24 protein-coding genes are annotated in these 25,673 nt (G+C 56.9%); 19 read left to right on the top strand and 5 right to left on the bottom strand.

Going from position 1 to position 25,673, the window contains the following annotated elements; all coding sequences use genetic code 11:
- Positions 1-35 precede the first annotated feature (35 nt).
- Positions 36-1,334: a phosphopyruvate hydratase gene (gene eno / locus KTH07_RS15800; RefSeq protein WP_006811784.1), complete on the top strand. Its 1,299-nt coding sequence runs from the start codon at positions 36-38 to the stop codon at positions 1,332-1,334.
- A gap of 52 nt (positions 1,335-1,386) precedes the next feature.
- Here the strand turns inward: eno and KTH07_RS15795 are convergent, their stop codons facing one another.
- Positions 1,387-2,211: a MurR/RpiR family transcriptional regulator gene (locus KTH07_RS15795; protein WP_015571725.1), complete on the bottom strand. Its 825-nt coding sequence runs from the start codon at positions 2,209-2,211 to the stop codon at positions 1,387-1,389.
- A 166-nt stretch (positions 2,212-2,377) separates the two neighbouring features.
- Between KTH07_RS15795 and KTH07_RS15790 the strand changes: the two genes are divergently transcribed.
- The 3 genes from KTH07_RS15790 to queE are packed head-to-tail and all read left to right on the top strand — an operon-like array spanning position 2,378 to position 5,370.
- Positions 2,378-3,937, top strand: coding sequence for a maltose/glucose-specific PTS transporter subunit IIC (locus tag KTH07_RS15790; protein ID WP_023304337.1), 1,560 nt, complete (start codon positions 2,378-2,380; stop codon positions 3,935-3,937).
- Positions 3,937-4,644, top strand: a complete 708-nt coding sequence (locus KTH07_RS15785) for an N-acetylmannosamine-6-phosphate 2-epimerase (RefSeq protein WP_023304336.1) — start codon at positions 3,937-3,939, stop codon at positions 4,642-4,644. Before KTH07_RS15790 ends, KTH07_RS15785 begins: the two co-directional genes overlap by 1 nt.
- Before the next feature lie 54 nt (positions 4,645-4,698).
- The gene (gene queE / locus KTH07_RS15780) at positions 4,699-5,370 is read left to right on the top strand and encodes a 7-carboxy-7-deazaguanine synthase QueE (RefSeq protein WP_006811780.1); all 672 of its coding nucleotides are present in this window, start codon (positions 4,699-4,701) and stop codon (positions 5,368-5,370) included.
- Between the two features lie 17 nt (positions 5,371-5,387).
- Here queE and KTH07_RS15775 read toward each other — a convergent pair whose 3' ends face one another.
- Together KTH07_RS15775 and KTH07_RS15770 are read right to left on the bottom strand one after the other, a co-directional pair.
- On the bottom strand, positions 5,388-6,785 hold the full coding sequence (locus KTH07_RS15775) for an MFS transporter (protein WP_045331240.1): 1,398 nt from the start codon (positions 6,783-6,785) through the stop codon (positions 5,388-5,390).
- 27 nt (positions 6,786-6,812) lie between these two features.
- Entirely contained in the window at positions 6,813-7,982 is a 1,170-nt protein-coding gene (locus tag KTH07_RS15770; RefSeq protein WP_063162078.1) for a M20 aminoacylase family protein, read from the bottom strand.
- Between the two features lie 171 nt (positions 7,983-8,153).
- On the opposite strand from KTH07_RS15770, the gene KTH07_RS15765 reads away from it, so the two are divergent.
- A complete protein-coding gene (locus KTH07_RS15765) occupies positions 8,154-10,508 on the top strand; it encodes a helix-turn-helix domain-containing protein (RefSeq protein WP_023304333.1) in 2,355 nt (784 codons plus the stop codon).
- On the opposite strand, the gene queD is transcribed toward KTH07_RS15765, so the two are convergent.
- Positions 10,493-10,858, bottom strand: a complete 366-nt coding sequence (gene queD / locus KTH07_RS15760; RefSeq protein WP_006811776.1) for a 6-carboxytetrahydropterin synthase QueD — start codon at positions 10,856-10,858, stop codon at positions 10,493-10,495. The genes KTH07_RS15765 and queD overlap by 16 nt on opposite strands.
- A 303-nt stretch (positions 10,859-11,161) precedes the next feature.
- Between queD and cysJ the strand changes: the two genes are divergently transcribed.
- From cysJ to cysH, 3 genes are all read left to right on the top strand, one after another.
- Positions 11,162-12,967 carry an NADPH-dependent assimilatory sulfite reductase flavoprotein subunit gene (cysJ, locus tag KTH07_RS15755; protein ID WP_032619140.1) on the top strand — a complete coding sequence of 602 codons (1,806 nt, stop codon included), beginning with the start codon at positions 11,162-11,164 and terminating at the stop codon, positions 12,965-12,967.
- Positions 12,967-14,679: an assimilatory sulfite reductase (NADPH) hemoprotein subunit gene (gene cysI / locus KTH07_RS15750; RefSeq protein ID WP_015571717.1), complete on the top strand. Its 1,713-nt coding sequence runs from the start codon at positions 12,967-12,969 to the stop codon at positions 14,677-14,679. The genes cysJ and cysI overlap by 1 nt, the downstream gene beginning before the upstream one ends.
- 99 nt (positions 14,680-14,778) lie before the next feature.
- The gene (cysH, locus tag KTH07_RS15745) at positions 14,779-15,513 is read left to right on the top strand and encodes a phosphoadenosine phosphosulfate reductase (protein ID WP_017382820.1); all 735 of its coding nucleotides are present in this window, start codon (positions 14,779-14,781) and stop codon (positions 15,511-15,513) included.
- A gap of 93 nt (positions 15,514-15,606) precedes the next feature.
- On the opposite strand, the gene KTH07_RS15740 is transcribed toward cysH, so the two are convergent.
- A complete protein-coding gene (locus KTH07_RS15740; RefSeq protein ID WP_015571715.1) occupies positions 15,607-16,650 on the bottom strand; it encodes an aminopeptidase in 1,044 nt (347 codons plus the stop codon).
- Positions 16,651-16,887: 237 nt separating this feature from the next.
- Between KTH07_RS15740 and cysG the strand changes: the two genes are divergently transcribed.
- The 11 genes from cysG to KTH07_RS15685 all read left to right on the top strand — a co-directional run bounded on the left by cysG (position 16,888) and on the right by KTH07_RS15685 (position 25,596).
- Complete coding sequence (gene cysG / locus KTH07_RS15735; RefSeq protein WP_023304331.1) at positions 16,888-18,246, top strand: siroheme synthase CysG; 1,359 nt, start codon at positions 16,888-16,890, stop codon at positions 18,244-18,246.
- A gap of 9 nt (positions 18,247-18,255) precedes the next feature.
- Entirely contained in the window at positions 18,256-19,164 is a 909-nt protein-coding gene (gene cysD / locus KTH07_RS15730) for a sulfate adenylyltransferase subunit CysD (protein ID WP_006811770.1), read from the top strand.
- Positions 19,165-19,173: 9 nt separating this feature from the next.
- On the top strand, positions 19,174-20,598 hold the full coding sequence (cysN, locus tag KTH07_RS15725) for a sulfate adenylyltransferase subunit CysN (protein WP_023304330.1): 1,425 nt from the start codon (positions 19,174-19,176) through the stop codon (positions 20,596-20,598).
- Positions 20,598-21,203 (top strand): adenylyl-sulfate kinase, encoded by a 606-nt coding sequence (gene cysC / locus KTH07_RS15720; RefSeq protein WP_023304329.1) that lies wholly within the window; start codon positions 20,598-20,600, stop codon positions 21,201-21,203. Before cysN ends, cysC begins: the two co-directional genes overlap by 1 nt.
- A gap of 58 nt (positions 21,204-21,261) precedes the next feature.
- A complete protein-coding gene (locus KTH07_RS15715; protein ID WP_023304328.1) occupies positions 21,262-21,588 on the top strand; it encodes a DUF3561 family protein in 327 nt (108 codons plus the stop codon).
- Between the two features lie 79 nt (positions 21,589-21,667).
- Positions 21,668-21,979: a cell division protein FtsB gene (gene ftsB, locus KTH07_RS15710; protein ID WP_003862095.1), complete on the top strand. Its 312-nt coding sequence runs from the start codon at positions 21,668-21,670 to the stop codon at positions 21,977-21,979.
- Between the two features lie 19 nt (positions 21,980-21,998).
- Positions 21,999-22,709 carry a 2-C-methyl-D-erythritol 4-phosphate cytidylyltransferase gene (ispD, locus tag KTH07_RS15705; RefSeq protein WP_032619142.1) on the top strand — a complete coding sequence of 237 codons (711 nt, stop codon included), beginning with the start codon at positions 21,999-22,001 and terminating at the stop codon, positions 22,707-22,709.
- Complete coding sequence (gene ispF / locus KTH07_RS15700) at positions 22,709-23,188, top strand: 2-C-methyl-D-erythritol 2,4-cyclodiphosphate synthase (protein WP_015571711.1); 480 nt, start codon at positions 22,709-22,711, stop codon at positions 23,186-23,188. The genes ispD and ispF overlap by 1 nt, the downstream gene beginning before the upstream one ends.
- Positions 23,185-24,234, top strand: coding sequence for a tRNA pseudouridine(13) synthase TruD (truD, locus tag KTH07_RS15695; RefSeq protein WP_032619143.1), 1,050 nt, complete (start codon positions 23,185-23,187; stop codon positions 24,232-24,234). Before ispF ends, truD begins: the two co-directional genes overlap by 4 nt.
- Positions 24,215-24,976: a 5'/3'-nucleotidase SurE gene (gene surE / locus KTH07_RS15690; protein WP_032619144.1), complete on the top strand. Its 762-nt coding sequence runs from the start codon at positions 24,215-24,217 to the stop codon at positions 24,974-24,976. Before truD ends, surE begins: the two co-directional genes overlap by 20 nt.
- Entirely contained in the window at positions 24,970-25,596 is a 627-nt protein-coding gene (locus KTH07_RS15685) for a protein-L-isoaspartate(D-aspartate) O-methyltransferase (protein ID WP_015571709.1), read from the top strand. The genes surE and KTH07_RS15685 overlap by 7 nt, the downstream gene beginning before the upstream one ends.
- Positions 25,597-25,673: the final 77 nt, after the last annotated feature.

Genomic DNA, 25,673 nt, shown 5'->3' with positions numbered 1-25,673 from the left:
GGAGTTTTAGTTTAACTTGTACTGAGGAAAATCTAATGTCCAAAATCGTTAAAGTCATCGGTCGTGAAATCATCGACTCCCGTGGTAACCCGACCGTTGAAGCTGAAGTTCATCTGGAAGGTGGTTTCGTCGGTATGGCAGCGGCTCCATCAGGTGCTTCTACAGGTTCCCGCGAAGCGCTGGAACTGCGTGATGGCGACAAATCCCGTTTCATGGGCAAAGGCGTACTGAAAGCGGTTGGCGCTGTTAACGGTCCTATTGCTCAGGCTATCGTTGGCAAAGATGCTAAAGATCAGGCTGGCATCGACAAGATCATGATCGATCTGGACGGTACTGAAAACAAATCTAACTTCGGTGCGAACGCAATCCTGGCCGTTTCCCTGGCGAACGCCAAAGCGGCAGCGGCAGCTAAAGGCATGCCACTGTTCGAGCACATCGCTGAACTGAACGGCACCCCAGGCAAATACTCCATGCCTGTACCAATGATGAACATCATCAACGGTGGTGAGCACGCAGACAACAACGTTGATATTCAGGAATTCATGATTCAGCCAGTTGGCGCGAAAACCCTGAAAGAAGCGGTACGTATGGGTTCTGAAGTGTTCCACAACCTGGCTAAAGTTCTGAAAGCTAAAGGCATGAACACGGCTGTTGGTGACGAAGGCGGCTACGCGCCAAACCTGGGTTCTAACGCAGAAGCACTGGCTGTTATCGCTGAAGCGGTTAAAGCAGCAGGCTACGAGCTGGGCAAAGACATCACCCTGGCGATGGACTGCGCAGCATCTGAATTCTACAAAGACGGTAAATACGTTCTGGCTGGCGAAGGCAACAAAGCGTTCACCTCCGAAGAGTTCACCCACTTCCTGGAAGACCTGACCAAACAGTACCCAATCGTGTCTATCGAAGACGGTCTGGACGAGTCTGACTGGGATGGTTTCGCATACCAGACCAAAGTACTGGGCGACAAAATCCAGCTGGTTGGTGACGATCTGTTCGTAACCAACACCAAGATCCTGAAAGAAGGCATCGAGAAAGGCATCGTTAACTCCATCCTGATCAAATTCAACCAGATCGGTTCTCTGACCGAAACGCTGGCTGCGATCAAAATGGCGAAAGACGCTGGCTACACCGCGGTTATCTCTCACCGTTCTGGCGAAACTGAAGACGCTACCATCGCTGACCTGGCTGTGGGTACCGCTGCTGGCCAGATCAAAACCGGTTCTATGAGCCGTTCTGACCGTGTTGCTAAATACAACCAGCTGATTCGTATCGAAGAAGCGCTGGGCGAAAAAGCACCTTACAACGGTCGTAAAGAGATCAAAGGCCAGGCATAAGCCTGAATCTTCGTTCTTATGAAAAAACCCGCTTCGGCGGGTTTTTTGTTTTCTATAGCAGAAGCGGCAACGTGGCGCTTGCCGTTTGCTGGCTAACGTCACCGTAATGGCTGTCTACTGCAATAAGGGAAGTGGTTAGCAGTTCAACCAGCAGCATCACGCCAACCTTGGCATTGAGCGCACCCGCGCTCAGCGGTCCCTCGGGCTTGGCTGCAACCAGCTGTAAATCGCTCAGGGAGGCCAGCGGGCTGCGGGGCGTATTGCTGAGCGCCAGTACCTTAACGCCGCGCTTGCGGGCGAGTTTCACCACGTGAAGCAGATCCCGTGTAGAGCCGGAACTTGATATGGCTACCACCAGCGTCTCTTTCGAGAGCGTCGTCGCATTCATGGCGGCGCGATGCATATCGCTAAACAGCTGTGCAGGTTTGCCGAGTCGCAGCAGCTTGTAATGCAAATACTCCCCCAGAATTGCGCTGGCCGCCACCCCGTAAATTTGCACTGACTGCGCCTGATGCAGGGCCAGTGTCGCCTGTTCAAGCTGGGCCCGGTCGAGGAGTTTTGCGGTATCTTGCAGCGCCTGGACAGACTCATCCACCACGTTATCTATCGCATCTCCTGCCTGACGCTCCGGCAAACCCTGCTGAATATCCAGCGCAAGCGCCATTTTAAATTCGTTATATCCCTTACAGCCCAGCGTGCGGCAAAGGCGTGTGACGCTGGCCTCGCTGGTGCCGCTTTCACGCGCCAGCTCGGTGATCGTCAGGTAGAGCACCCTGGCAGGATCGTTGAGGACAAACTCCCCCAGTTTTTGTTGCGTTGGGCTGTACCCGGAAGCCTCCTGGCGTAGCTTCAGCAGCAGGTTTTCATGGTCCGACATGCTAGATCCTTAATGCGTTTCTCTGCCAACTAGTGTGGCGGAAAGCGGGGGAGAGATGCCAGTCATTTCGAAAAAGTATGATCGGCGTCCTGGTTTTTGGTGGTAATTTTCACAATTAAAAATATATGTGGTAAAAATTTTCATCAATAACCAGGGGGATAAAAAAATGATGCAAATGTTCAGCGGAGCGTCTTCCGGCGGATGGTTTGAAAAAGCGCAGCGCTTTGGCAAATCCTTTATGTTACCCATCGCCATACTGCCCGCAGCAGGTCTGTTGCTGGGGATTGGCGGGGCGCTATCGAATCCGAATACGCTTACCGCGTATCCATTTTTAGACGTTGGCTGGCTACAGGCCATCTTTACCATCATGAGCAGCGCAGGCTCGATTGTGTTTGCAAACCTGTCGGTACTGTTTGCTGTTGGGGTCGCCGTTGGGCTGGCGAAAAATGATAAAGGCACGGCAGGGCTGGCGGCGTTGCTCGCTTATCTGGTGATGAATGCCACTATCAATGCGCTGCTGATCCTGACCGGAAAACTGGCGCATGACAACCCGGGCGCCGTAGGGCAGGGCATGACGCTGGGTATTCAGACGCTTGAAACGGGCGTATTTGGTGGGGTAGTTATTGGGCTGGTGACCTGCGCACTGCATCATCGATTTAATAAAATCGCGCTTCCGCAATTCCTGGGCTTTTTTGGCGGCTCACGCTTCGTTCCCATTATCAGCTCACTGGCAGCGATACTCGTCGGCGCGCTGATGACCGTGGTCTGGCCGCATTTCCAGAAGCTGATCTTTGGCCTCGGCGGGCTGGTGGATGCCACCGGCTATCTGGGGACGTTGCTGTACGGCTTCATCCTGCGCATGCTTGGCCCGTTTGGTCTGCACCACATTTTCTATCTTCCGTTCTGGACCACCGCGCTTGGCGGCAGTGAAATTGTTAACGGTCACCTGGTTGAGGGCACGCAGCGGATCTTCTTCGCCCAGCTCGCCGACCCGAACACGCAGCATTTCTATGAGGGCACGTCGCGCTTCATGTCCGGGCGCTTTATTACCATGATGTTTGGTCTGCTCGGCGCCTGCCTTGCGATGTACCACACGGCCAGGCCGGAGAACAAAAAGCGGGTTGCCGGGCTGCTGCTCTCTGCGGCATTAACCTCATTCCTGACGGGAATTACCGAGCCCATAGAGTTCTCATTCCTATTTATTGCCCCGGTGCTGTACGTCATTCATGCGCTGTTCGACGGGCTGGCGTTCATGCTCGCGCACATGCTGCACATCACCATCGGACAAACATTCTCCGGCGGGTTTATTGATTTCGTGCTGTTCGGCATTTTGCAGGGTGAAGCGAAAACTAACTGGATGTTCGTCCCGCTGGTGGGCGTACCGTGGTTCTTCCTTTACTACTGTACCTTCCGTTATCTGATCAAACGTTTTGATTTTGCCACGCCGGGCCGTGAAAAGGAGGCGTTGGCTGACGAGGCTACCCTGCCGCAAAGCGAGCGCGCCGCGGCGGTGATCGCCGGGCTGGGAGGAAAAGACAATCTGGATGACGTTGACTGCTGCGCCACGCGCCTTCGCGTCACGGTGAAAGACGGTAGCAAAGTCAATGAATCTGCACTGAAAGCGACCGGCGCCCGCGGCGTAATCGTCCGCGGCAACGGTGTCCAGGTCATCTATGGACCGCACGTCACCATTATCAAAAACGAAGTAGAAGAGATCTTATCGTAATGAAAACTGTACTGGATAACCTGAAAGGAAAACTGGTCGTCTCCTGCCAGGCGCTGGAAAACGAACCGCTGCACAGCCCGTTTATTATGTCGCGAATGGCGCTGGCGGCGGCCCAGGGCGGTGCCGCTGCGATCCGCGCCAATAGCGTGGTGGATATTGAGGCTATCAAAGGGCTGGTCTCACTGCCGGTAATCGGCATCATCAAACGAGACTATCCGGACAGCGAGGTGTTCATCACCGCAACGCTCAAAGAAGTGGATGAGTTGATGGCGGTCGGCCCGGAGATCGTTGCGCTGGATGCGACCGCCCGGAAACGGCCCGGTGGCGGATCGCTGGACATGCTGATCGCGCAGATCCGCACCCGTTACCCTTCGCTGCTGCTGATGGCGGATATTGCCACCGTGCAGGAGGCCGTGGCCGCGCAGGCGCTGGGGTTTGATTGCGTCGGAACCACCCTTTACGGTTATACGGCGGAGACTGCGGGCCATTCGCTACCGGAAAATGACTGCGCGTTTTTGAAAGAGGTGCTGTCTGCCGTCACGATCCCCGTGATTGCTGAAGGTAACGTGGATACGCCTGAACGCGCGGCCAGGTGTCTGGCGCTGGGGGGGCACACGGTTGTCGTCGGCGGGGCGATCACCCGACCACAGCAAATTACGGAACGGTTTATGGCGGCAATTGGCGCGCAAAGCACCGATGGAGCATGATCATCTGACGGGGATCTGCGATACTTATCGTTTATCCCCTTAACAGAGTTGACTATGCAGTACCCGATTAACGAGATGTTCCAGACCCTGCAAGGCGAGGGTTACTTTACCGGCGTTCCCGCTATCTTTATTCGTTTACAGGGATGCCCGGTTGGCTGCGCCTGGTGTGATACCAAACATACGTGGGATAAGCTCGCAGATCGGGAAGTGTCGCTGTTCAGCATTCTGGCGAAAACCAAAGAGAGCGATAAATGGGGCGCGGGCAGCGCGGAAGATCTGCTTGCCATTATTGGTCGTCAGGGCTGGACGGCGCGGCATGTGGTGATCACCGGCGGGGAACCCTGCATTCACGATCTGATGCCGCTCACCGAACTGCTCGAGAAGAACGGCTATAGCTGTCAGATCGAAACCAGCGGCACCCATGAAGTGCGCTGCTCCCATTCAACGTGGGTCACGGTTTCACCAAAAGTGAATATGCGCGGCGGGTATGACGTACTGTCGCAGGCGCTTGAGCGTGCTGATGAGATCAAACATCCGGTGGGGCGCGTGCGTGACATCGAAGCGCTGGATGAACTGCTGGCGACGCTGACGGACGAAAAGCAGCGCGTGATCGCGCTACAGCCTATCAGCCAGAAAGACGATGCGACCCGTCTGTGCATTGAAACCTGTATCGCCCGCAACTGGCGGCTGTCGATGCAGACGCACAAATATCTGAACATTGCCTGATACTTTTGTGGCCCCGCTTAACGCGGGGCTTTTGTTGTTGGCAGTAAAGCCCAGGTCACGACTGCCGACCCAAGGCAAATCGCACTGTTGAAAAGCAAGGCATACTGCGCGGCACTGGCCGTTCCCATCGGCAGCCATAGCGCGTACAGCGATGCGGTGACCGCGATACCCATTGCGCCGCCCAGGGAACTGCCCATCTTATAGATCCCAGAAGCCACCCCCACTTTGTTTTCAGGGGCATTCATTACCGCCGTGTCCGTTGAGGGCGTGGCGTAACATCCGAGCCCCAGCCCAAATAAAATATTGCTCAGAAAAACGGTAACAATGTAGACCTCTTTGCTTAAGAAGGTGCATGAAATCAGCGAAATACCTGTTGCGGTCAGCAGCGGGCCGGTCATCATCGGCAGCCTGGCGCCATAGCGCTGAAGCAGTTTTTCACCCACCCGGATCATCGCCAGTACGGTAACCAGATACCCCAGCGTCATCATGCCGGTCTGTAGCGGTGACAGATGATGGCCCTGCTGCAACCAGATGCTGGCGATCATCATGGTGCCAATGCAGCCGTTGAGCAGGAAATTTGAGAATACCGAGGCGCTATAGGCCCGGTTTTTAAACAGGGCGAAATCGATCAGCGCCGCATCGCCTTTCCGCCGCCCGGTAACGATAAAGCACATCAGTGCAATCACGGCTCCACACAGTACAAGAAGCGATAAACTGCTGCTCCAGCCCCAGCTGTGTCCTTTGCTGATAAACAGATTGAACAGCACCAGCATAAGGACAAAACTCACCAGGCCGCTGATATCCAGTTTGTGTCGACACGCATCAGGGCTGCGGCTTTCCGGCGTGGCGCGGATAAGCAATAGCGCGACCAGAGCCACCACCATCGACAGAATAAAAATCCAGCGCCAGCCCAGCGTGGTGGCGATGGCGCCTCCCACAAACGAGCTCAGGCCACTCCCGCCCCATGAACCGATAACCCAGAAACTAATTGCGCGCTGGCGTGCTTTACCTTCATACCAGGTTTTAATCAGCGCCAGCGTGGCGGGCATAATGCAGGCCGCTGATAGCCCCTGTATCGCTCGTCCCAACAGAAACAGGACGGGCTCCCATGAAATGAACAGCAGACCACTCCCGATCATGCTCAGGATCAGGCCAATCATGGTCAGGCGCATGCGCCCATACTTATCGGCAAACCCACCGCAGGCGACGACAAAACAGCCGCTGAACAACGCGCTCAGGCTGACGGCCAGCGTAAGGGTTTCGAGGGCAATATCGAGGCTATTCTGCATGGCCGGAACCACGTTGATAACCGACTGGGCAAACAGCCAGAATGTCAGAACGCTCATGACGATACCCGCCAGCAGCCGATCGTTACCGGCGTAGGCGGATGCGCCTGTCAGGGAAACGGTACTCATAGTGCAGCCCTCCCGGGAAGGTGCGAATCAGCGCAGATAGTGTTCGGTCAGTGCGGCCCACAGCGCCGCGCCGGTGAGGAGAATGTTGTCGTTAAAGTCGTAGCCCGGGTTATGTACCATGCAGCGGTCAGGCTCATCCCCGGCGCCAAGCGTGAAATAGCATCCATTGGGATTTTTCTCGAGCATGAAAGCAAAGTCCTCGCTGCCCATAAACGCATTGACCTCCGCGACGGCATCCTGACCGAACAGATCGGTGGCGACGCTGCGCACCATCTCGTTGGCTTGCGGATTGTTTTTCAGCACCGGGCTGCCGTTAATGTGTCGAATGGTGGCCGTCGCATTGAAACTTTCCGCCTGTGCAACGGCGATATCATGGATACGCTGTAGCACGGTTTGCCGCACGCTTTCATCCAGCGTGCGCACGGTAAGTTTCATCAATACTTTGTCGTTGATAATGTTAGGGGCGTGCCCGGCCTGAATGCTGCCTACGGTAACGACGGCTGGCTGGAAGGGGGTAATGTTGCGCGAAACAATGGACTGCAACGCGATAGTGATATGACAGGCAACCAGGGTGGCGTCAACGGTATGTTCTGGCACCGCGCCGTGACCACCCACGCCGTTAACCTCAATATGAAGGGTGTCGGAAGAGGCCATCATGGCGCCATCGCGCAGACCAATTTTTCCGAGGGGCTGTGACGGCATATTGTGTAGACCAAAGATGTGGTCGCAGGGGAACAGGTCAAACAAACCGTCCTCTACCATAACGCGTCCGCCATACAGAAGTTCTTCCGCGGGCTGAAAAATAAGGTGCAGCGTGCCGTTAAAATTACGGGTGCGTGCCAGGTACTCCGCTGCATACAGGAGCGTTGTGGTGTGGCCGTCCTTACCGCAGCCGTGGAATTTACCCTCAACGGTACTGCTCCACGCCTTGCCGTTGTTTTCCTGCATTGGCAGCGCATCCATATCGGCGCGCAGACCCAGGCGTTTATGCCCGTTACCCACCTTCAGTGTGCCGACCACACCGGTTTTCGCCAGGCCGCGATGAACCTCATATCCCCATTCCTGAAGCAGCGCTGCAACGCGATCGCTCGTGTTGTGCTCCTCAAAACCAATTTCAGGATGCTGATGAAAATAGTGACGTAATTCAGTGAACCGGGCTTCGTTGCCACGCAGAGCTTCGATAATTGGATGTGTCATTTTTGTTATCCTTTTTCTGCCAAACGATGATAATTTCGAGTCTATGACGATCGTCCCGCCTGAAAATGCATTTTTTTGTTGTAAAGCGACGGCTTTATTTTGATTGTTTTTCATACAATTCAGTTATGACAAAAAAGATCAGGTCATTTTTTGTCTTTGGTGAGGGGTAAGATGGCGCAACGGGGAGATAAGTTTTGGATAGAGATTCAGGACATTCGCCACTGCGTGGAGGATGAAGGCGATACGCTAACGTTGCTCTGGGTGCTGGAAGGGCGGGCAGAGCTGAACACCGATGTGGGACATGACATCCTGGAGGCCAATACCCTTGCTATCATCAACCGTCATCGGCGCTGGCAGTTCACGAGCGAAACGGCAAATGTCACCCTGCGCGTAACCCTTTCCGGGCGCTGGGTCGTCCAGCTCTGCAATGATTTTTTTGCCCATGATTATGCTGTACCGGCAGAAGCCGGAGGCGTCTGGCCCCAATGCGATGCGCTTCGCGATCTGCTGCGCCAGCTTCTTGTGGTCACCCTCATCAACGACCCGCACCGCTACCGGCTGGAGGCGTACCGCTGGCTGAGCGAGATATTGCTGTTGCTGACCAGCCGCTTTCAACAGCCCGCCCGTATGCTGTCCCGGGAACTTTCCTCAGCGCACAGCAAACGCATCGCCCGGGTGATAGAGCGGATCAATGCCAGTTATTCCCGCCGTATTACGCTTGCGGAAATCGCCGCGAGTGAATATGTCTCTGAAGCCTGGCTCTCTCGTCTCTTTCGCAAGGAGGTGGGGATCAGTTTCATGCAGTACATCACCCACCTGCGGCTGGAAAAGGCGGCCGACGCTCTCCGGCTGACGAACCGACCGCTGCATCAGATTGCGCTTGAGCAGGGTTTCGCCAGCACGCGTATGATGAGCGATCGGTTCAGGCGTGTTCACAATATGTCTCCGGGTGAGTTTCGTAAGGCCCGGCGCCAGCACCCGGAGGCGGCACGTATTCGGACGGACAGGCGTGAGCAGCGCTATCCGGTCGCCGTGGACAAGCTGTTTAGCCTGCTCAATGAACCGGTGGCGCGCGGTTGGGGAGCCTCGCCGCTCATCGTTCATCCGCAGCAGGAGCAGAGCCTGGATCTTGAGCAGCTTAATCCTCTTTCTGCCTCGCTGCGCCGTATGCGGGTGGTCATTACCCTGCGTGAGCTCGACGATTTGCTGCGTGAGGACGTTCGACAAAATCTGGAGGCGATAAATGAGGCCATTCCCATTGAGGGGATTGATATCGCCGAACCTTTTCTCAGCAGTCGTCTGTTTGCCACCGGGTGGGATGACCCCCAGATGGCGGGCTACGCCTGCTGGTACAATCTGCATCAGCTCTTCACCTGGCTGGCAAAAAAGCAGTGGACGGTGCTACTGCACACCGGCGTAACGACCCGTCGCGATCTTCTTACCCGTTTTTTACAACAGTCGGTTAATCATTTTTCGCCAGAGATCACCGCGGGCTGGCACTTCGTCATGCACTGGTCAACACAGGCAAGTGAGGAGACCCGGGAGCAGGTCTGGCTGGCCCAGCAAAAGGCAATACGAACTTATCTTCCGCAGGCAAAGTTTGGTTTATGGCACCGATTTGCCCCCGTCAGCGCGGGCGTAAGCGACGATACCCTGTTCAGTTCAGCCATCCTGATGCAGGCCGATTTTCTTGCCTGTTCTGCCGATGCTAATGAACTTCTCGATCCCGCGCAGCTGGAGGCAACCCCTCTCTCTTCAACGGAAAATTATCCGATACTGAAGGTCCGCCAGATCCTCGCTGCCCTTCGCCTGCGTAAATGTTCGCTTCCCGTCTGGCTTCTCTCCTGGAATACCCTCACCGGCAACACACGGGCGACAAACGGCTGGTTTTTTCGTGGGGCGCTGCTGATGCAGAACCTGCTCGGGCTTTCGGAGCAGGTCTGGCTGGCGGGATTCTGGCTTAATTCGGGCCTTCAGGGAGAAGCTCGTGCGAACAACACCATCGATACCTCAAGCCTGGCGCTACAGTATAACCATGGTCTGCCGCGTCCGGTTTATTGGGTACTCTGGCTCTGGCAACGTCTGCGGGGCGAGGTGCTGGTCAATGATAAGCGTGTCCTGCTTACGCGCCATCGCAATGGTTATCAGCTGTTGCTGCGTAATGTGGTGGTTTTTAATCCGCTCCTTTCCAGTGAAGAAGCATTCATCCAGCGTTTTCGCCAGCAGTATCATTTACACCTGAAGGGAATGCGCGGTAAATGGCGAATTAAATGTCATCTGTTTGATCAGCACAACGGCGCGCTCTATCCGTTACTTGAAGGGGTTGGCAGCGAAAGCGGCCCTGATGAAGAGATGTGGCGCTGGATAGCGCATAAAGCGCGTCCAACGCTTTCCGTACGCGATGAACGCCTTTATGACGGCTGGCAACTGAGTGAATCACTGGAGAGTAATGCGCTGGTGCTCTACGAGTTTACGCCGCTCGTGCCTCGTGAGACCGCAACGGAGGAGATTCACTCCCCGCGGTAGACGCAGCCTGCCGTGCAGGTCTCTTTGATCATCACCGCGCTCAGCAGCGGAACCAGCGGTTTCATCTGATCCCAAATCCATTTCGCCAGCACTTCGCTGGTCGGGTTTTCAAGGCCCGGAATATCATTCAGATAGTAGTGATCGAGACGATCGTAGGTCGGCTTAAACGCAGCCTTCAGTTCGGCAAAGTCCATGATCCAGCCCGTATGGGGATCGACTTCACCGGTGATTTCAAGACGCACCATAAACGAGTGTCCATGCAGGCGGCCACATTTGTGTCCGGCAGGAACGTGTGGAAGGTGGTGTGCGGCTTCGAAGGTGAAATCTTTAAACAGTGTGGTGGACATCATAGCTCTCAGGAATGCGGAAAAAACCGCCGCATAGTACCGGAAAGCACAATTTTTATCATTAACTAAAACGGCTCTGAACGGTCACCGCCTCGTATTCATGGTGTTTATCGGCCTTTATTGTTTTATTTCAAATAGTTATTTAATCGCTTTTATCGTTAAGAACGATAACTAAAACAGGTTAGTCCATTTGGTTATTTATTATTTCCATCCCTTCTTTAATTGTTATTATCCCCGCCGTTAACCTTATCTTCAGTTTGGATTTATTCGCTTAAAGTCCGCTTTGCTACTGGAACATAACGACGCATGACAACACAGGCCCCACCTTCAAATTTGCTTCCCCTTAACCCGGAGCAACTGGCGCGCCTCCAGGCCGCGACTTCCGATTTTTCACCCACCCAGCTCGCCTGGGTCTCCGGCTATTTCTGGGGAATGCTCAATCAGCAGCCGGGTGCTGTGGCTGGCGTCCCGCCAACGGCCGTTGAAATTCCTGCCATCACGCTTATCTCCGCTTCGCAAACGGGTAATGCCCGTCGTGTGGCCGAAGCGCTGCGTGATGACCTGCTCGCCGCGAAGCTGAACGTTAACCTGGTCAACGCCGGGGATTATAAATTCAAACAGATCGCGTCAGAAAAACTGCTGGTGGTGGTGGCGTCAACGCAGGGGGAAGGTGAGCCTGCGGAAGAAGCCGTCGCGCTGCATAAGTTCCTGTTCTCGAAAAAAGCGCCCAGGCTGGAGGGCACCGCCTTTGCCGTCTTCGGCCTCGGTGATACGTCCTATGAATTTTTCTGCCAGTCCGGTAAAGACTTCGACAGCAAGCTGGCGGAGCTGGGTGCAGAGCGCCTGCTGGATCGCGTAGACGCTGATGTCGAATACCAGGCCGCCGCCGCCGAATGGCGGACGCGCATCGTTGAGGTGCTGAAGGCCCGCGTCCCGAAAGAGACGCCAGCGCAAGCCGCCGTTACCGCAGCGGGCACCGTCAACGAAATCCACACCAGCCCTTACACGAAAGAGGCGCCGCTGACGGCGAGCCTGTCGGTAAACCAGAAAATCACGGGCCGTGATTCGGAAAAAGACGTGCGCCATATCGAAATCGATCTCGGTGACTCCGGCCTGCGTTATCAGCCTGGCGATGCGCTGGGCGTCTGGTATCAGAACGATCCGGCGCTGGTGAAAGAGCTGGTCGAGCTGCTGTGGCTGAAAGGCACGGAGCCGGTCCAGGTGGAAGGTAAAACCTTACCGCTCTCTGAGGCGCTTCAGTGGCATTTCGAGCTGACGGTGAACACCGCCAATATCGTTGAAAACTACGCCACCTTAACGCGCAGCGAGTCCCTTCTGCCGCTGGTGGGGGACAAAGTGAAGTTACAGCATTACGCCGCGACGACGCCGATTGTCGACATGGTGCGTTTCTCCCCGGCACAGCTGGATGCCGACGCGCTGATCGGCCTGCTGCGTCCGCTGACGCCGCGTCTTTACTCCATCGCCTCTTCACAGGCGGAAGTGGAAAACGAAGTCCACATCACCGTTGGCGTGGTGCGTTACGACATCGAAGGCCGCGCGCGGGCGGGTGGGGCGTCGGGCTTCCTGGCCGACCGCGTGGAAGAAGAGGGCGAGGTGCGCGTCTTTATCGAACACAACGACAACTTCCGCCTGCCGGCGAACCCGGAAACGCCGGTGATCATGATTGGCCCGGGCACCGGCATCGCACCGTTCCGCGCCTTTATGCAGCAGCGTGCAGCGGACGAGGCGCCGGGTAAAAACTGGCTGTTCTTCGGCAACCCGCATTTTACTGAAGATTTCCTCTACCAGGTTGAATGGCAGCGCTACGTCAAAGAGGGCGTGCTGACCCGCATCGATCTGGCCTGGTCCCGCGATCAGAAAGAAAAAGTATACGTACAAGACAAACTGCGCGAACAGGGCGCAGAGCTGTGGCGCTGGATCAATGACGGCGCCCACATTTATGTCTGCGGCGACGCCAATCGCATGGCGAAAGACGTTGAGCAGGCACTGCTGGAAGTGATTGCCGAATTCGGCGGTATGGATGCCGAAACGGCGGATGAATTTTTAAGTGAGCTGCGCGTAGAGCGCCGTTATCAGCGAGATGTCTACTAATGAGCGAAAAACATCCTGGCCCACTGGTGGTCGAAGGCAAACTGTCTGATGCCGAGCGCATGAAGGTAGAGAGCAACTACCTGCGCGGTACCATTGCCGAAGATTTAAATGACGGCCTGACCGGCGGTTTCAAAGGCGACAACTTCCTGCTGATCCGTTTCCACGGTATGTACCAGCAGGACGACCGCGATATCCGCGCCGAACGTGCCGAACAGAAGCTGGAGCCGCGTCATGCGATGCTGCTGCGCTGCCGCCTGCCGGGTGGCATCATCACCACCAAACAGTGGCAGGCGATTGACAAGTTTGCCGGTGAAAACACGATTTACGGCAGCATCCGTCTGACTAACCGTCAGACCTTCCAGTTCCACGGCATTCTGAAGAAAAACGTCAAGCCGGTGCACCAGATGCTGCACTCCGTGGGGCTGGACGCGCTGGCGACCGCCAACGACATGAACCGTAACGTGCTTTGCACCTCGAACCCGTATGAGTCCGAGCTGCACGCCGAAGCGTACGAGTGGGCGAAGAAGATCTCCGAGCACCTGCTGCCACGCACGCGTGCCTATGCGGAGATCTGGCTCGATCAGGAGAAAGTCGCGACCACGGACGAAGAGCCGATCCTCGGTCAGACCTACCTGCCGCGCAAATTCAAGACCACGGTGGTTATCCCGCCGCAGAACGATATCGACCTGCACGCCAACGACATGAACTTCGTGGCGATTGCCGAAAATGGCAAGCTGGTCGGCTTTAACCTGCTGGTGGGCGGCGGTTTGTCCATCGAGCATGGGAACAAGAAAACCTACGCCCGCACCGCGAGCGAGTTCGGCTTCCTGCCGCTGGAGCACACGCTGGCCGTGGCTGAGGCGGTGGTTACTACCCAGCGCGACTGGGGCAACCGTACCGACCGTAAAAACGCGAAAACCAAATACACCCTGGAGCGTGTAGGCGTCGAGACGTTCAAAGAAGAAGTGGAGCGTCGCGCGGGGATCAAGTTTGAGCCGATCCGCCCTTACGAATTCACCGGTCGCGGCGATCGCATTGGCTGGGTGAAAGGTATCGATAATAAATGGCACCTGACGCTGTTTATTGAAAACGGTCGTATTCTGGATTATCCGGGCCGCCCGCTGAAAACCGGTCTGCTGGAAATTGCTAAGATCCATAAAGGCGAGTTCCGCATTACCGCCAACCAGAACCTGATTATTGCCGGCGTGCCGGAAAGCCAGAAGGCGAAGATCGAGAAGCTGGCGCGCGATCATGGGTTGATGAATGCGGTTAAACCGCAGCGTGAAAACTCGATGGCCTGCGTGTCGTTCCCGACCTGCCCGCTGGCGATGGCCGAAGCGGAACGTTTCCTGCCGTCCTTCACTGATAAAGTGGAAGCGATTCTGGAAAAACACGGTATTCCGGACGAGCATATTGTTATGCGCGTCACCGGCTGCCCGAACGGCTGCGGTCGCGCGATGCTGGCCGAGCTGGGTCTGGTGGGCAAAGCGCCGGGTCGTTACAACGTGCACCTTGGCGGCAACCGTATGGGGACGCGCATTCCGCGTATGTACCGTGAAAATATTACGGAACCGGAAATTCTTGATTCCATCGACGAGCTTGTCGGGCGCTGGGCGAAAGAGCGTGAAGCGGGTGAAGGCTTCGGCGACTTTACGGTGCGTGCGGGCATCATTCGCCCGGTGCTCGATCCCGCCAGGGATTTCTGGGAGTAACACATCCTTTGCCCGGTGGCGCTTCGCTTACGGGGCCTACGGGTTTTGTAGGCCGGGCAAACGCAGTGCCGCCCGGCAAAACAGGCAAACGAGGTTCTTATGTCCGTACTCGATCTAAACGCCCTAAATGACCTGCCAAAAGTCGAACGCATTCTGGCCCTGGCAGAAACCAACGCCCAGCTGGAAAAACTCGACGCCGAAGGGCGCGTGGCGTGGGCGCTGGAAAACCTGCCGGGTGACTATGTGCTGTCGTCAAGCTTTGGCATCCAGGCGGCGGTCAGCCTGCACCTGGTGAATCGGATCCGCCCGGACATTCCGGTGATCCTCACCGATACCGGCTATCTGTTCCCGGAGACCTACCAGTTTATTGACGAGCTGACGGACAAGCTCAAGCTGAACCTCAAAGTTTACCGCGCGACGGAAAGCGCGGCCTGGCAGGAGGCGCGCTACGGCAAGCTGTGGGAACAGGGCGTTGAGGGCATTGAGAAATACAATGAGATCAACAAGGTCGAGCCGATGAACCGGGCGCTGAAAGAGTTGAACGCTCAGACCTGGTTCGCGGGCCTGCGCCGCGAGCAGTCCGGGAGCCGGGCAACGCTGCCGGTGCTGGCGGTGCAGCGCGGCGTGTTCAAAGTGCTGCCGATCATCGACTGGGATAACCGCACGGTGTACCAGTATCTGCAAAAGCACGGGCTGAAGTACCATCCGCTGTGGGATCAAGGCTACCTGTCGGTAGGCGACACCCACACCACGCGTAAATGGGAACCGGGAATGGCGGAAGAAGAGACGCGATTCTTTGGGCTGAAGCGCGAGTGCGGATTGCACGAAGGGTAATGTTTTTTCGCCCGGTGGCGCTGCGCTTACCGGGCCTGCAACGGCACGAAACGTAGGCCCGGTAAGGCGTAGCCGCCACCGGGCTTAACGACATCAGGCTTTCCCCGCTTTCGCCAGCTCCTTCACCAGCGGCAGCATCACTTTCACGACATCCCGGCTGCGGTGCTCAATCCGCTGCGGCAGCGCTTTATCAATGTGCTGCTGATTATCCAGCCGCACATCATGCCAGCTGGTCCCGTCCGGAAAGGCTTTCGATTTGCTGCGCTGCTGATAGCCATCTTTTTTGCCCAGCGCCCAGTTCGTCGCCTCGACGTACAGCACCGGAATGCCCGCCTTATCAAACACTTCACCGTCATTACAGCAGCCTGTGCCTTTAGGATACTGCGGGTTACCGCCCGGATTTGTCGCGGCATAGACGCCATGTGTGCGGGCAAGCGCCAGCGCGCGGTCGCGGGTGAGTTTACGTACGCTGCTCGGTGTGCTCTGTCCGCTATTAAAATAGAGCTTATCCCCCACGATCAGATTATCGAGGTTAATCACCAGCAACGTATTTTTCTTCTCCTCAGCGCTCATGCGCTTAAGGAGATTCTCAGCGCCGAGTTTTCCTTCTTCTTCGCCGCTGGTCGCAACAAAGCGAATGCTGTATTTCGTCGGAATATTCTTCAGGCGTTCGGCCAGCTCAAGCATCACGCCCAGACCCGCCGCATTGTCATCCAGTCCCTGAAGCGTCAGCCCGCCGAGGTTATTATCGACATCGGCGTCGCTCAACGGCGTGTAGGTATCAAGGTGCGCCATAATAATAATCTGCTCAGCCGCCTTTCCTTCGTGCGCGGCAATGACCGTGCTGCCGGTTACGTTATGCCAGTTTTGCGTTTTATTGCGTGTGGTATAGATGTAGCGGCTGTGGAAAGCGCGAATGTCGCTCTCATAGCCCATATCCGCAAACTGCTGACGGATATAGTCTGCCGAGAGCATCTCGGCTGGGGTTCCGGTCATACGGCCCGGAAAGACCGTCGCAATATGCCGCGCCTGCATACTGGCTATTTCACCGTAAGATTGATTTTTTGCCTGAGCCGGAAGGATAAAGCAAACGCCGAGCGCCAGGGCAACGAATCGGTGGCGCATTGCGGAAAACATAGTGAGTCCTTAAAAACAGAGCAAAATTTTAACCCGCATAGTATGAAACTGTGATCGGGTAGACACAATTTGAATTGCTCCTAAATGCCCGAAATTTCGCGTGTTAAGCACTTTTTGATATTTGCTTTTCCACGGCGTTATTCCATTGAGTAACTACTCATTCCAATTCGTAATTTCATTCGATCTAAGCCGCCCCCTATAGTCCCTTTATTCGTGGTTGTTAGTGAGTTGTTGCCTGTGGACTATCTCCCCCTTTTTGCTGCCTTAAAAGACCGACCGGTACTGGTTGTCGGGACGGGTGAAATTGCCGATCGCAAAATCGCCTTCCTGCAACGCGCCGGGGCGCAGGTGCAGATCGTTGCAGAGGCGGATTTTGAAGAGTCTCAGATCGACAGCGTGGTGCTGGTGATTGCGGCAACCGAAGATCGGGCGCTCAACCGCCGCATCTCCGACGCAGCCCAGGCCCGTCACCGTCTGGTGAACGTGGTAGACGACCAGCCGTTATGCTCATTTATCTTCCCGTCGATTGTCGACCGCTCGCCGCTGCTGGTGGCGATCTCCTCCGGCGGCACCGCCCCGGTGCTGGCGCGCGTGCTGAGAGAAAAAATCGAAGCGCTGCTGCCGACCAGCCTCGGACGCATGGCGGAGAAGGCCAGCTACTGGCGCAACCATTTGAAAACGCGTCTGACCAGCGTGACGGAACGCCGTCGCTTCTGGGAGCGTGTGTTTCGCGGCCGCTTTGCCAGCCTGATGCAGGCCGGTAACGAGACGGCGGCGCAACAAATTCTCGAAGACGAACTGGATAACCCCGGCAGTACGGGCGGAGAAATCATTCTGGTGGGAGCCGGGCCGGGGGATGCCGGGCTGCTCACGCTGCGTGGCCTCCAGGTTCTACAGGATGCGGATGTCGTGTTCTATGACCACCTGGTCACCGACGGTATTCGCGAGCTGATCCGCCGTGACGCGGAGCAAATTTGCGTCGGCAAACGTGCCGGCGAGCACTCCGTGCCCCAGCACGACACCAACCAGATGCTGATTGCCGCTGCGAAAGCGGGCAAGACCGTGGTGCGCCTGAAAGGGGGCGACCCGTTTATCTTCGGTCGTGGTGGCGAGGAGTTGCAGGCGGCAGCCGAAGCGGGCGTCCCGTTCCAGGTGGTTCCCGGTATTACGGCGGCGTCTGCCGTCACGGCCTACGCCGGTATTCCGCTGACCCATCGCGATTACGCCCAGAGCGTGACCTTTGTGACCGGGCACTATAAAGCCGACAGCACGCCGTTTGACTGGTCGCATCTCGCCCAGAGCCGACAAACGCTGGCGATTTATATGGGCACGATGAAAGCGGCTGACATCAGCGAACAGCTTATTCAGCACGGTCGCGATGCGACGACGCCGGTAGCGGTGATCTCCCGCGGGACACGCGTCGATCAGCATGTCGCCATCGGCACCTTACAAGACCTTGCAACCTTGGCGAAAGACGCCCCAATGCCCGCCCTGATCGTGGTGGGCGAAGTGGTGCAGCTGCACAGCACGCTCGCCTGGTTCCAACACACAACCGACACAGAAGGCTTTGGCGCTTCTGTTATAAATTTGGCTTAAGGAACGGTTATGGACCAAAAACGACTTACTCACCTGCGGCAGCTCGAAGCGGAAAGTATCCACATTATCCGCGAAGTGGCCGCCGAGTTTTCTAACCCGGTGATGATGTACTCCATCGGTAAAGATTCCAGCGTCATGCTGCACCTGGCGCGCAAAGCGTTTTATCCGGGTACGCTGCCGTTCCCGCTGTTACACGTGGATACCGGCTGGAAATTCCGCGAGATGTACGAGTTTCGTGACCGTACCGCCAAAGCCTACGGCTGCGAGCTGCTGGTGCACAAAAACCCGGAAGGGGTGGCGATGGGCATCAACCCGTTCGTGCACGGCAGCGCCAAGCATACCGACATCATGAAAACCGAAGGGCTGAAGCAGGCGCTGAATAAATACGGTTTTGATGCGGCCTTCGGCGGCGCGCGACGTGACGAAGAGAAATCCCGCGCCAAAGAGCGTATCTACTCTTTCCGCGACCGCTTCCACCGCTGGGACCCGAAAAACCAGCGTCCGGAGCTGTGGCACAACTACAACGGCCAGATCAACAAGGGCGAAAGCATTCGCGTCTTCCCGCTCTCCAACTGGACCGAGCTGGATATCTGGCAGTACATCTATCTGGAAAATATTGAGATCGTTCCGCTGTATCTGGCGGCCGAGCGCCCGGTGCTGGAGCGCGACGGCATGCTGATGATGATCGACGACGATCGCATTGATTTACAGCCGGGCGAAGTGATCAAAAAACAGATGGTCCGTTTCCGTACTCTCGGCTGCTGGCCGCTGACCGGCGCGGTGGAATCCAGTGCGCAGACGCTGCCCGAGATCATCGAGGAGATGCTGGTGTCGACCACCAGTGAGCGACAGGGCCGCGTGATTGACCGCGACCAGGCAGGCTCCATGGAGCTGAAGAAACGTCAGGGTTATTTCTAAGGAGCCGCCATGAATACGACTATTGCCCAACAAATTGCCGATGAAGGCGGCGTAGAAGCTTATCTGCACGCCCAACAGTACAAAAGCCTGCTGCGTTTCCTGACCTGCGGCAGCGTGGATGACGGGAAAAGTACCCTGATTGGTCGTCTGCTGCACGACACGCGCCAGATCTACGAAGATCAGCTCTCTTCCCTGCACAATGACAGCAAACGCCACGGCACCCAGGGCGAAAAACTCGACCTGGCGCTGCTGGTGGACGGCTTGCAGGCGGAGCGCGAGCAGGGCATTACCATTGATGTCGCCTATCGCTACTTCTCTACCGAAAAGCGCAAATTTATTATCGCCGACACCCCGGGGCACGAGCAGTACACCCGTAACATGGCGACCGGCGCGTCCACCTGTGACCTGGCGATCCTGCTGATCGACGCCCGTAAAGGTGTGCTGGATCAGACTCGTCGTCACAGCTTTATCTCTACGCTGCTGGGGATCAAGCATCTGGTGGTGGCGGTGAACAAAATGGATCTGGTGGACTACAGCGAAGCGCGTTTCGACGAGATCCGCCAGAGCTACCTGACCTTTGCTGAACAGCTGCCGGGCAACCTCGATATTCGCTTTGTGCCGCTGTCGGCGCTGGAAGGGGATAACGTCGCCTCTCAGAGCGCGAACATGCCGTGGTACAGCGGCCCGACGCTGCTGGAAGTGCTGGAAACCGTTGAAATTCAGCGCGTGGTCGATACCCAGCCGATGCGCTTCCCGGTGCAGTACGTGAACCGTCCGAACCTCGATTTCCGCGGCTTCTCGGGCACGATTGCCTCCGGCGCAGTGAAGGTGGGCCAGCGCGTCAAGGTGCTGCCGTCCGGCGTGGAATCGGCCATTGCCCGAATCGTCACCTTTGATGGCGATCTGGACGAAGCCGGGGCAGGTGAAGCGGTAACCCTGGTACTGAAAGACGAAATTGATATCAGCCGCGGCGACCTGCTGGTCGACGCGCAGGAAACGCTGGCGGCGGTGCAGGGCGCATCCGTGGATGTAGTGTGGATGGCCGAACAGCCGCTGACCGCAGGCCAGAGCTATGACATTAAAATCGCCGGCAAGAAAACCCGCGCCCGCGTGGACGGCATTCAGTTCCAGGTGGACATCAACAACCTGACCCACCGTGACGTGAGCGAGCTGCCGCTGAACGGCATCGGTCTGGTGGACCTGACCTTCGACGAGCCGCTGGTGCTGGATCCGTATCAGCAGAACCCGGTGACGGGCGGGCTGATCTTCATTGACCGCCTGACCAACGTCACCGTCGGTGCGGGGATGGTGCGCGAGCCTGACGCGCAGGCGAGCGTGACGTCTGAGTTCAGCGCCTTCGAGCTGGAACTGAACGCGCTGGTGCGTAAGCACTTCCCGCACTGGGGCGCACGCGATCTGCTGGGAGGCAAGTGATGGCCGCCCATGATGAGAACGTCGTCTGGCATCCTCATCCGGTCACCGTCGCCCAGCGCGAACAGCTCCACGGTCACCGTGGGGTTGTGCTGTGGTTTACCGGGCTGTCTGGCTCCGGTAAATCCACGGTGGCAGGCGCACTGGAAGAGGCGCTGCATCAGCAGGGGGTGAGCACCTACCTGCTGGACGGCGACAACGTGCGTCACGGCCTGTGCAGCGATTTAGGGTTCAGCGATGAAGACCGTAAAGAGAACATTCGTCGGGTAGGGGAAGTCGCCAGCCTGATGGCGGATGCCGGGCTGGTGGTGCTAACGGCGTTTATCTCACCGCACCGCGCCGAACGTCAGATGGTGCGTGAGCGCGTTGGGCAGAATCGCTTTATTGAAGTGTTTGTGGATACCCCGCTGGCAATCTGCGAAGCGCGCGATCCAAAAGGGCTGTACAAAAAAGCCCGCGCGGGAGAGCTGCGAAACTTCACCGGCATTGACTCGGTTTACGAAGCGCCTGAATCCCCTGAGATTCATCTGCAAGGTCAACAATTGGTAACAAATTTAGTAAGCCAATTATTAGACCTGCTCAGACGGGACGATATTATCAGATCCTGAGACGGTATCGTTCGGGAGCTGTCTTCCCGAGCGATGAGTCACGGTCACAGGATTAGCTATGCGCAACAGTGAAAACTACATGATTACCACCGGGTCGGAACCGTTAACGACCGACGACGAGACGACCTGGTCCTTCCCTGGGGCGATAGTCGGCTTCGTGTCGTGGTTACTGGCGCTGGGTATCCCGTTTTTGATCTACGGTGGTAACACCCTCTTTTTCTTCCTCTATACCTGGCCTTTCTTTCTGGCGCTGATGCCCGTTGCGGTGGTTGTGGGCGTGGCGCTGCACTCCCTTTTCAACGGCAAGCTCCTGTATAGTACTTTCATCACTATCGCCACCGTTGTGGTCATCTTTGGCCTGCTGTTTTTATGGCTGATGGGCTAACTTACGGCATAATTAAAACCCCGCAGTAGAGTCCAGCGGAAAGTTATGGGATGATGATGCCGTTTTTTCAGGGGGCAGGATGGGTAAACTAACGCTGCTGTTGCTGGCTTTGCTGGTCTGGCTGCAATATTCGCTGTGGTTCGGCAAAAACGGACTGCACGACTACAGCCGGGTGAGCGATGACGTCGCGGCACAGCAGGCGACAAACGCCAAACTTAAAGCGCGTAACGATCAACTTTTTGCTGAAATTGATGACCTCAATGGCGGCCAGGAGGCGATTGAGGAGCGCGCACGCAATGAACTCAGTATGACTAAGCCGGGCGAAACGTTTTATCGCCTGGTTCCGGATGCGTCTAAACGCAATCAGGGCTCCGCACAAAACAATCGATAATCAGGCCCAGGATTACGACATGGCAGCAACTTTTTCGGACGTCTGTGCCGTGGTGCCGGCCGCAGGTTTTGGCCGGCGCATGCAGACAGAGTGTCCCAAGCAGTACCTCTCAATTGGTGATAAAACGATCCTCGAGCACGCCGTGGCAGCGCTGCTGGCGCATGCCCGGGTGAAACGCGTGGTTATTGCCATCAGCCCCGGCGATGCGCGTTTTGCGCAACTCCCGCTGGCACATCATCCTCAGATTAGCGTTGTTGACGGCGGCGCCGAGCGGGCCGACTCTGTTCTGGCGGGCATTCAGGCTGCCGGGAACGCGCAGTGGGTGCTGGTGCACGATGCCGCGCGTCCCTGTCTGCATCACGACGATCTGTCACGTCTGCTGGCCCTGAGTGAAACCAGTAACGTGGGCGGCATTCTGGCCGCCCCGGTGCGTGACACCATGAAGCGTGCCGAACCGGGTAAACCGGCGATTGCCCACACCGTCGAGCGCGTGGATTTATGGCACGCGCTGACGCCACAATTTTTTCCCCGCGAATTACTTCACGACTGCTTAACGCGTGCGCTCAAAGAAGGTGCGACCATTACGGACGAAGCCTCGGCGCTGGAGTATTGCGGTTTCCACCCAACGCTTGTTGAAGGGCGCGCTGATAATATAAAAGTGACGCGCCCGGAAGACTTACAGCTCGCGGAATTTTATCTTACCCGTACGACCCCTCAGGAGAAGGCATAATGCGTATTGGACACGGTTTTGATGTACACGCCTTTGGCGGCGTTGGCCCAATTATCATTGGCGGCGTGCGCATTCCATACGAAAAAGGTTTGCTGGCGCATTCTGATGGCGACGTGGCGCTGCATGCGCTGACCGACGCGCTGCTGGGTGCCGCCGCGTTGGGCGACATTGGTAAACTGTTCCCGGACACCGATCCTGCTTTTAAAGGCGCAGACAGCCGCGAACTGCTGCGCGAAGCCTGGCGTCGTATTCAGGCCAAAGGCTACACCCTCGGCAACGTTGATGTGACGATCATTGCTCAGGCACCGAAGATGCTGCCGCACATCCCTCAGATGCGCGTGTTTATCGCTGAAGATCTGGGCTGCCATATGGACGACGTCAACGTCAAAGCGACCACCACGGAGAAGCTGGGCTTTACCGGTCGTGGCGAAGGCATTGCCTGTGAAGCCGTGGCGCTGCTGGTGAAGGCGGTCAAATGACGGATTTCGACAACCTGACGTATCTGCACGGCAAACCGCAGGGCAAGGGTCTGCTGAAAGCCAACCCTGAAGATTTCGTGGTAGTGGAAGATCTGGGTTTTGAGCCGGACGGCGAAGGCGAGCACATCCTGGTGCGCATTCTGAAAAACGGCTGCAACACCCGCTTCGTGGCGGACGCGCTGGCAAAATTCCTCAACATTCACGCCCGCGAGGTGAGCTTTGCCGGTCAAAAGGATAAGCATGCCGTGACCGAACAGTGGCTTTGCGCCCGCGTGCCCGGCAATGCCATGCCCGATTTAAGCAAATTTGAGCTTGAGGGCTGTAAGGTACTGGAGTATGCCCGCCACAAACGCAAATTGCGTCCGGGAGCGTTGAAAGGCAACGATTTCACGCTGGTGCTGCGTGAAGTGACCGACCGCGATGACGTTGAAAAACGCCTTAAGGCCATTACCGAACGCGGCGTGCCAAACTATTTTGGCGCACAGCGCTTTGGCATTGGTGGCAGCAACCTGCTGGGCGCGCTGCGCTGGGCGCAAAGCAGCGCGCCGGTGCGCGACAGGAATAAACGCAGTTTTTGGTTGTCGGCAGCCCGCAGTGCGTTGTTTAATCAGATTGTGAGCGAACGGCTGAAAAAACCGGACGCGAATCAAGTTGTTGTCGGCGATGCGCTACAATTAGCGGGACGCGGAAGCTGGTTTGTGGCAACGGCCGATGAGATGGCCGATGCCCAGTCGCGCGTGGACGCTAAATCGCTGATGATTACCGCCGCCTTGCCGGGCTCAGGCGACTGGGGAACCCAGGGCGAGGCGCTGGCCGCTGAGCAGTCAGCGGTGGCGGATGCGCCAGAATTACAATCATTGCTGGTGCGGGAAAAAGTCGAGGCGGCGCGCCGTGCGATGCTCCTCTACCCGCAACAGCTGAGCTGGAACTGGTGGGATGACGTAACCGTCGAGTTACGCTTCTGGCTGCCGGCAGGTAGCTTTGCCACCAGTGTTGTCAGGGAACTTATCAACACGTCGGGTGATTATGCGAATATTGCTGAGTAACGATGACGGGATCCATGCGCCAGGTATTCAGACGCTGGCGAAACACCTCCGCGAATTTGCGGATGTGCAGGTCGTGGCTCCCGATCGTAACCGCAGTGGCGCGTCTAACTCATTGACGCTGGAGTCTTCACTTCGCACCTTTACCTTTGAGAATGGCGATATTGCCGTCCAGATGGGGACGCCGACCGACTGCGTGTTTCTGGGCGTAAATGCGCTGATGCGCCCGCGGCCGGATGTTGTGGTCTCCGGCATCAATGCCGGGCCGAATCTTGGCGATGATGTGATTTACTCCGGCACCGTGGCCGCGGCGATGGAGGGGCGTCACCTGGGTTTCCCGGCGCTGGCGGTCTCGTTAAACGGCCACACCCACTATGACACTGCCGCCGCGGTGACCTGCTCCATTCTCCGTGCGCTTGGCCGCGAGCCGCTGCGTACCGGACGTATCCTCAATATTAACGTGCCGGATCTCCCGCTGGACGAGATTAGAGGGATCCGCGTGACGCGCTGCGGCAGTCGCCATCCGGCCGATCAGGTTATTCCCCAGCAGGATCCGCGCGGCAATACCCTGTACTGGATCGGCCCGCCGGGAGATAAATGCGATGCCGGGCCAGACACCGACTTCGCTGCGGTGGATGAGGGTTACGTTTCCGTTACGCCGTTGCACGTAGATTTAACCGCTTATAGCGCGCATGATGTGGTGTCGGACTGGTTAGATCGGGTCGGAGTGAACGCGCAATGGTAAGTAAACGTGTACAAACTCTTCTGGAACAATTACGCGCACAGGGGATCGCCAACGAGCAGGTGCTGGATGCGCTTGCCCAGGTTCCCCGTGAGAAGTTTGTAGATGAGGCGTTTGAACACAAAGCGTGGGAAAACGTGGCGCTGCCCATCGGGCAAGGCCAGACGATTTCGCAGCCTTACATGGTGGCGCGTATGACGGAGCTTCTGGAGTTAACGCCAGACTCCCGGGTGCTGGAAATTGGCACCGGTTCAGGGTATCAGACCGCGATCCTGGCCCACCTTGTGCACCATGTCTGTTCCGTGGAACGGATTAAAGGCTTGCAGTGGCAGGCGCGCCGTCGCCTGAAACAGCTTGATTTACATAATGTATCGACACGCCACGGCGATGGATGGCAGGGTTGGCAGGCTCGCGCCCCGTTTGACGCCATAATAGTCACGGCCGCGCCACCTGAAATTCCCGCTGCACTTCTCTCGCAGCTGGACGAGGGCGGCATTCTAGTTTTGCCCGTCGGCGATGAGCAGCAGCTTTTAAAGCGCGTTCGTCGACGCGGCGGCGAGTTTATTATCGATACCGTGGAAGCCGTGCGCTTTGTGCCCCTGGTTAAGGGCGAGCTGGCCTGAGACTCGGATTTTTCCAGGGTTATTGAGGCAAATTCAGCGTATGGTGTGGCGCGATAGGTTCGTGCCATCACGGTTAT

The organism is Enterobacter cloacae complex sp. ECL72, assembly GCF_019056635.1.
GTDB lineage: Bacteria > Pseudomonadota > Gammaproteobacteria > Enterobacterales > Enterobacteriaceae > Enterobacter > Enterobacter hormaechei_C.
Note: the sequence above shows the minus strand (reverse complement) of the source record. Positions and strands in the feature narration are given on the sequence as shown.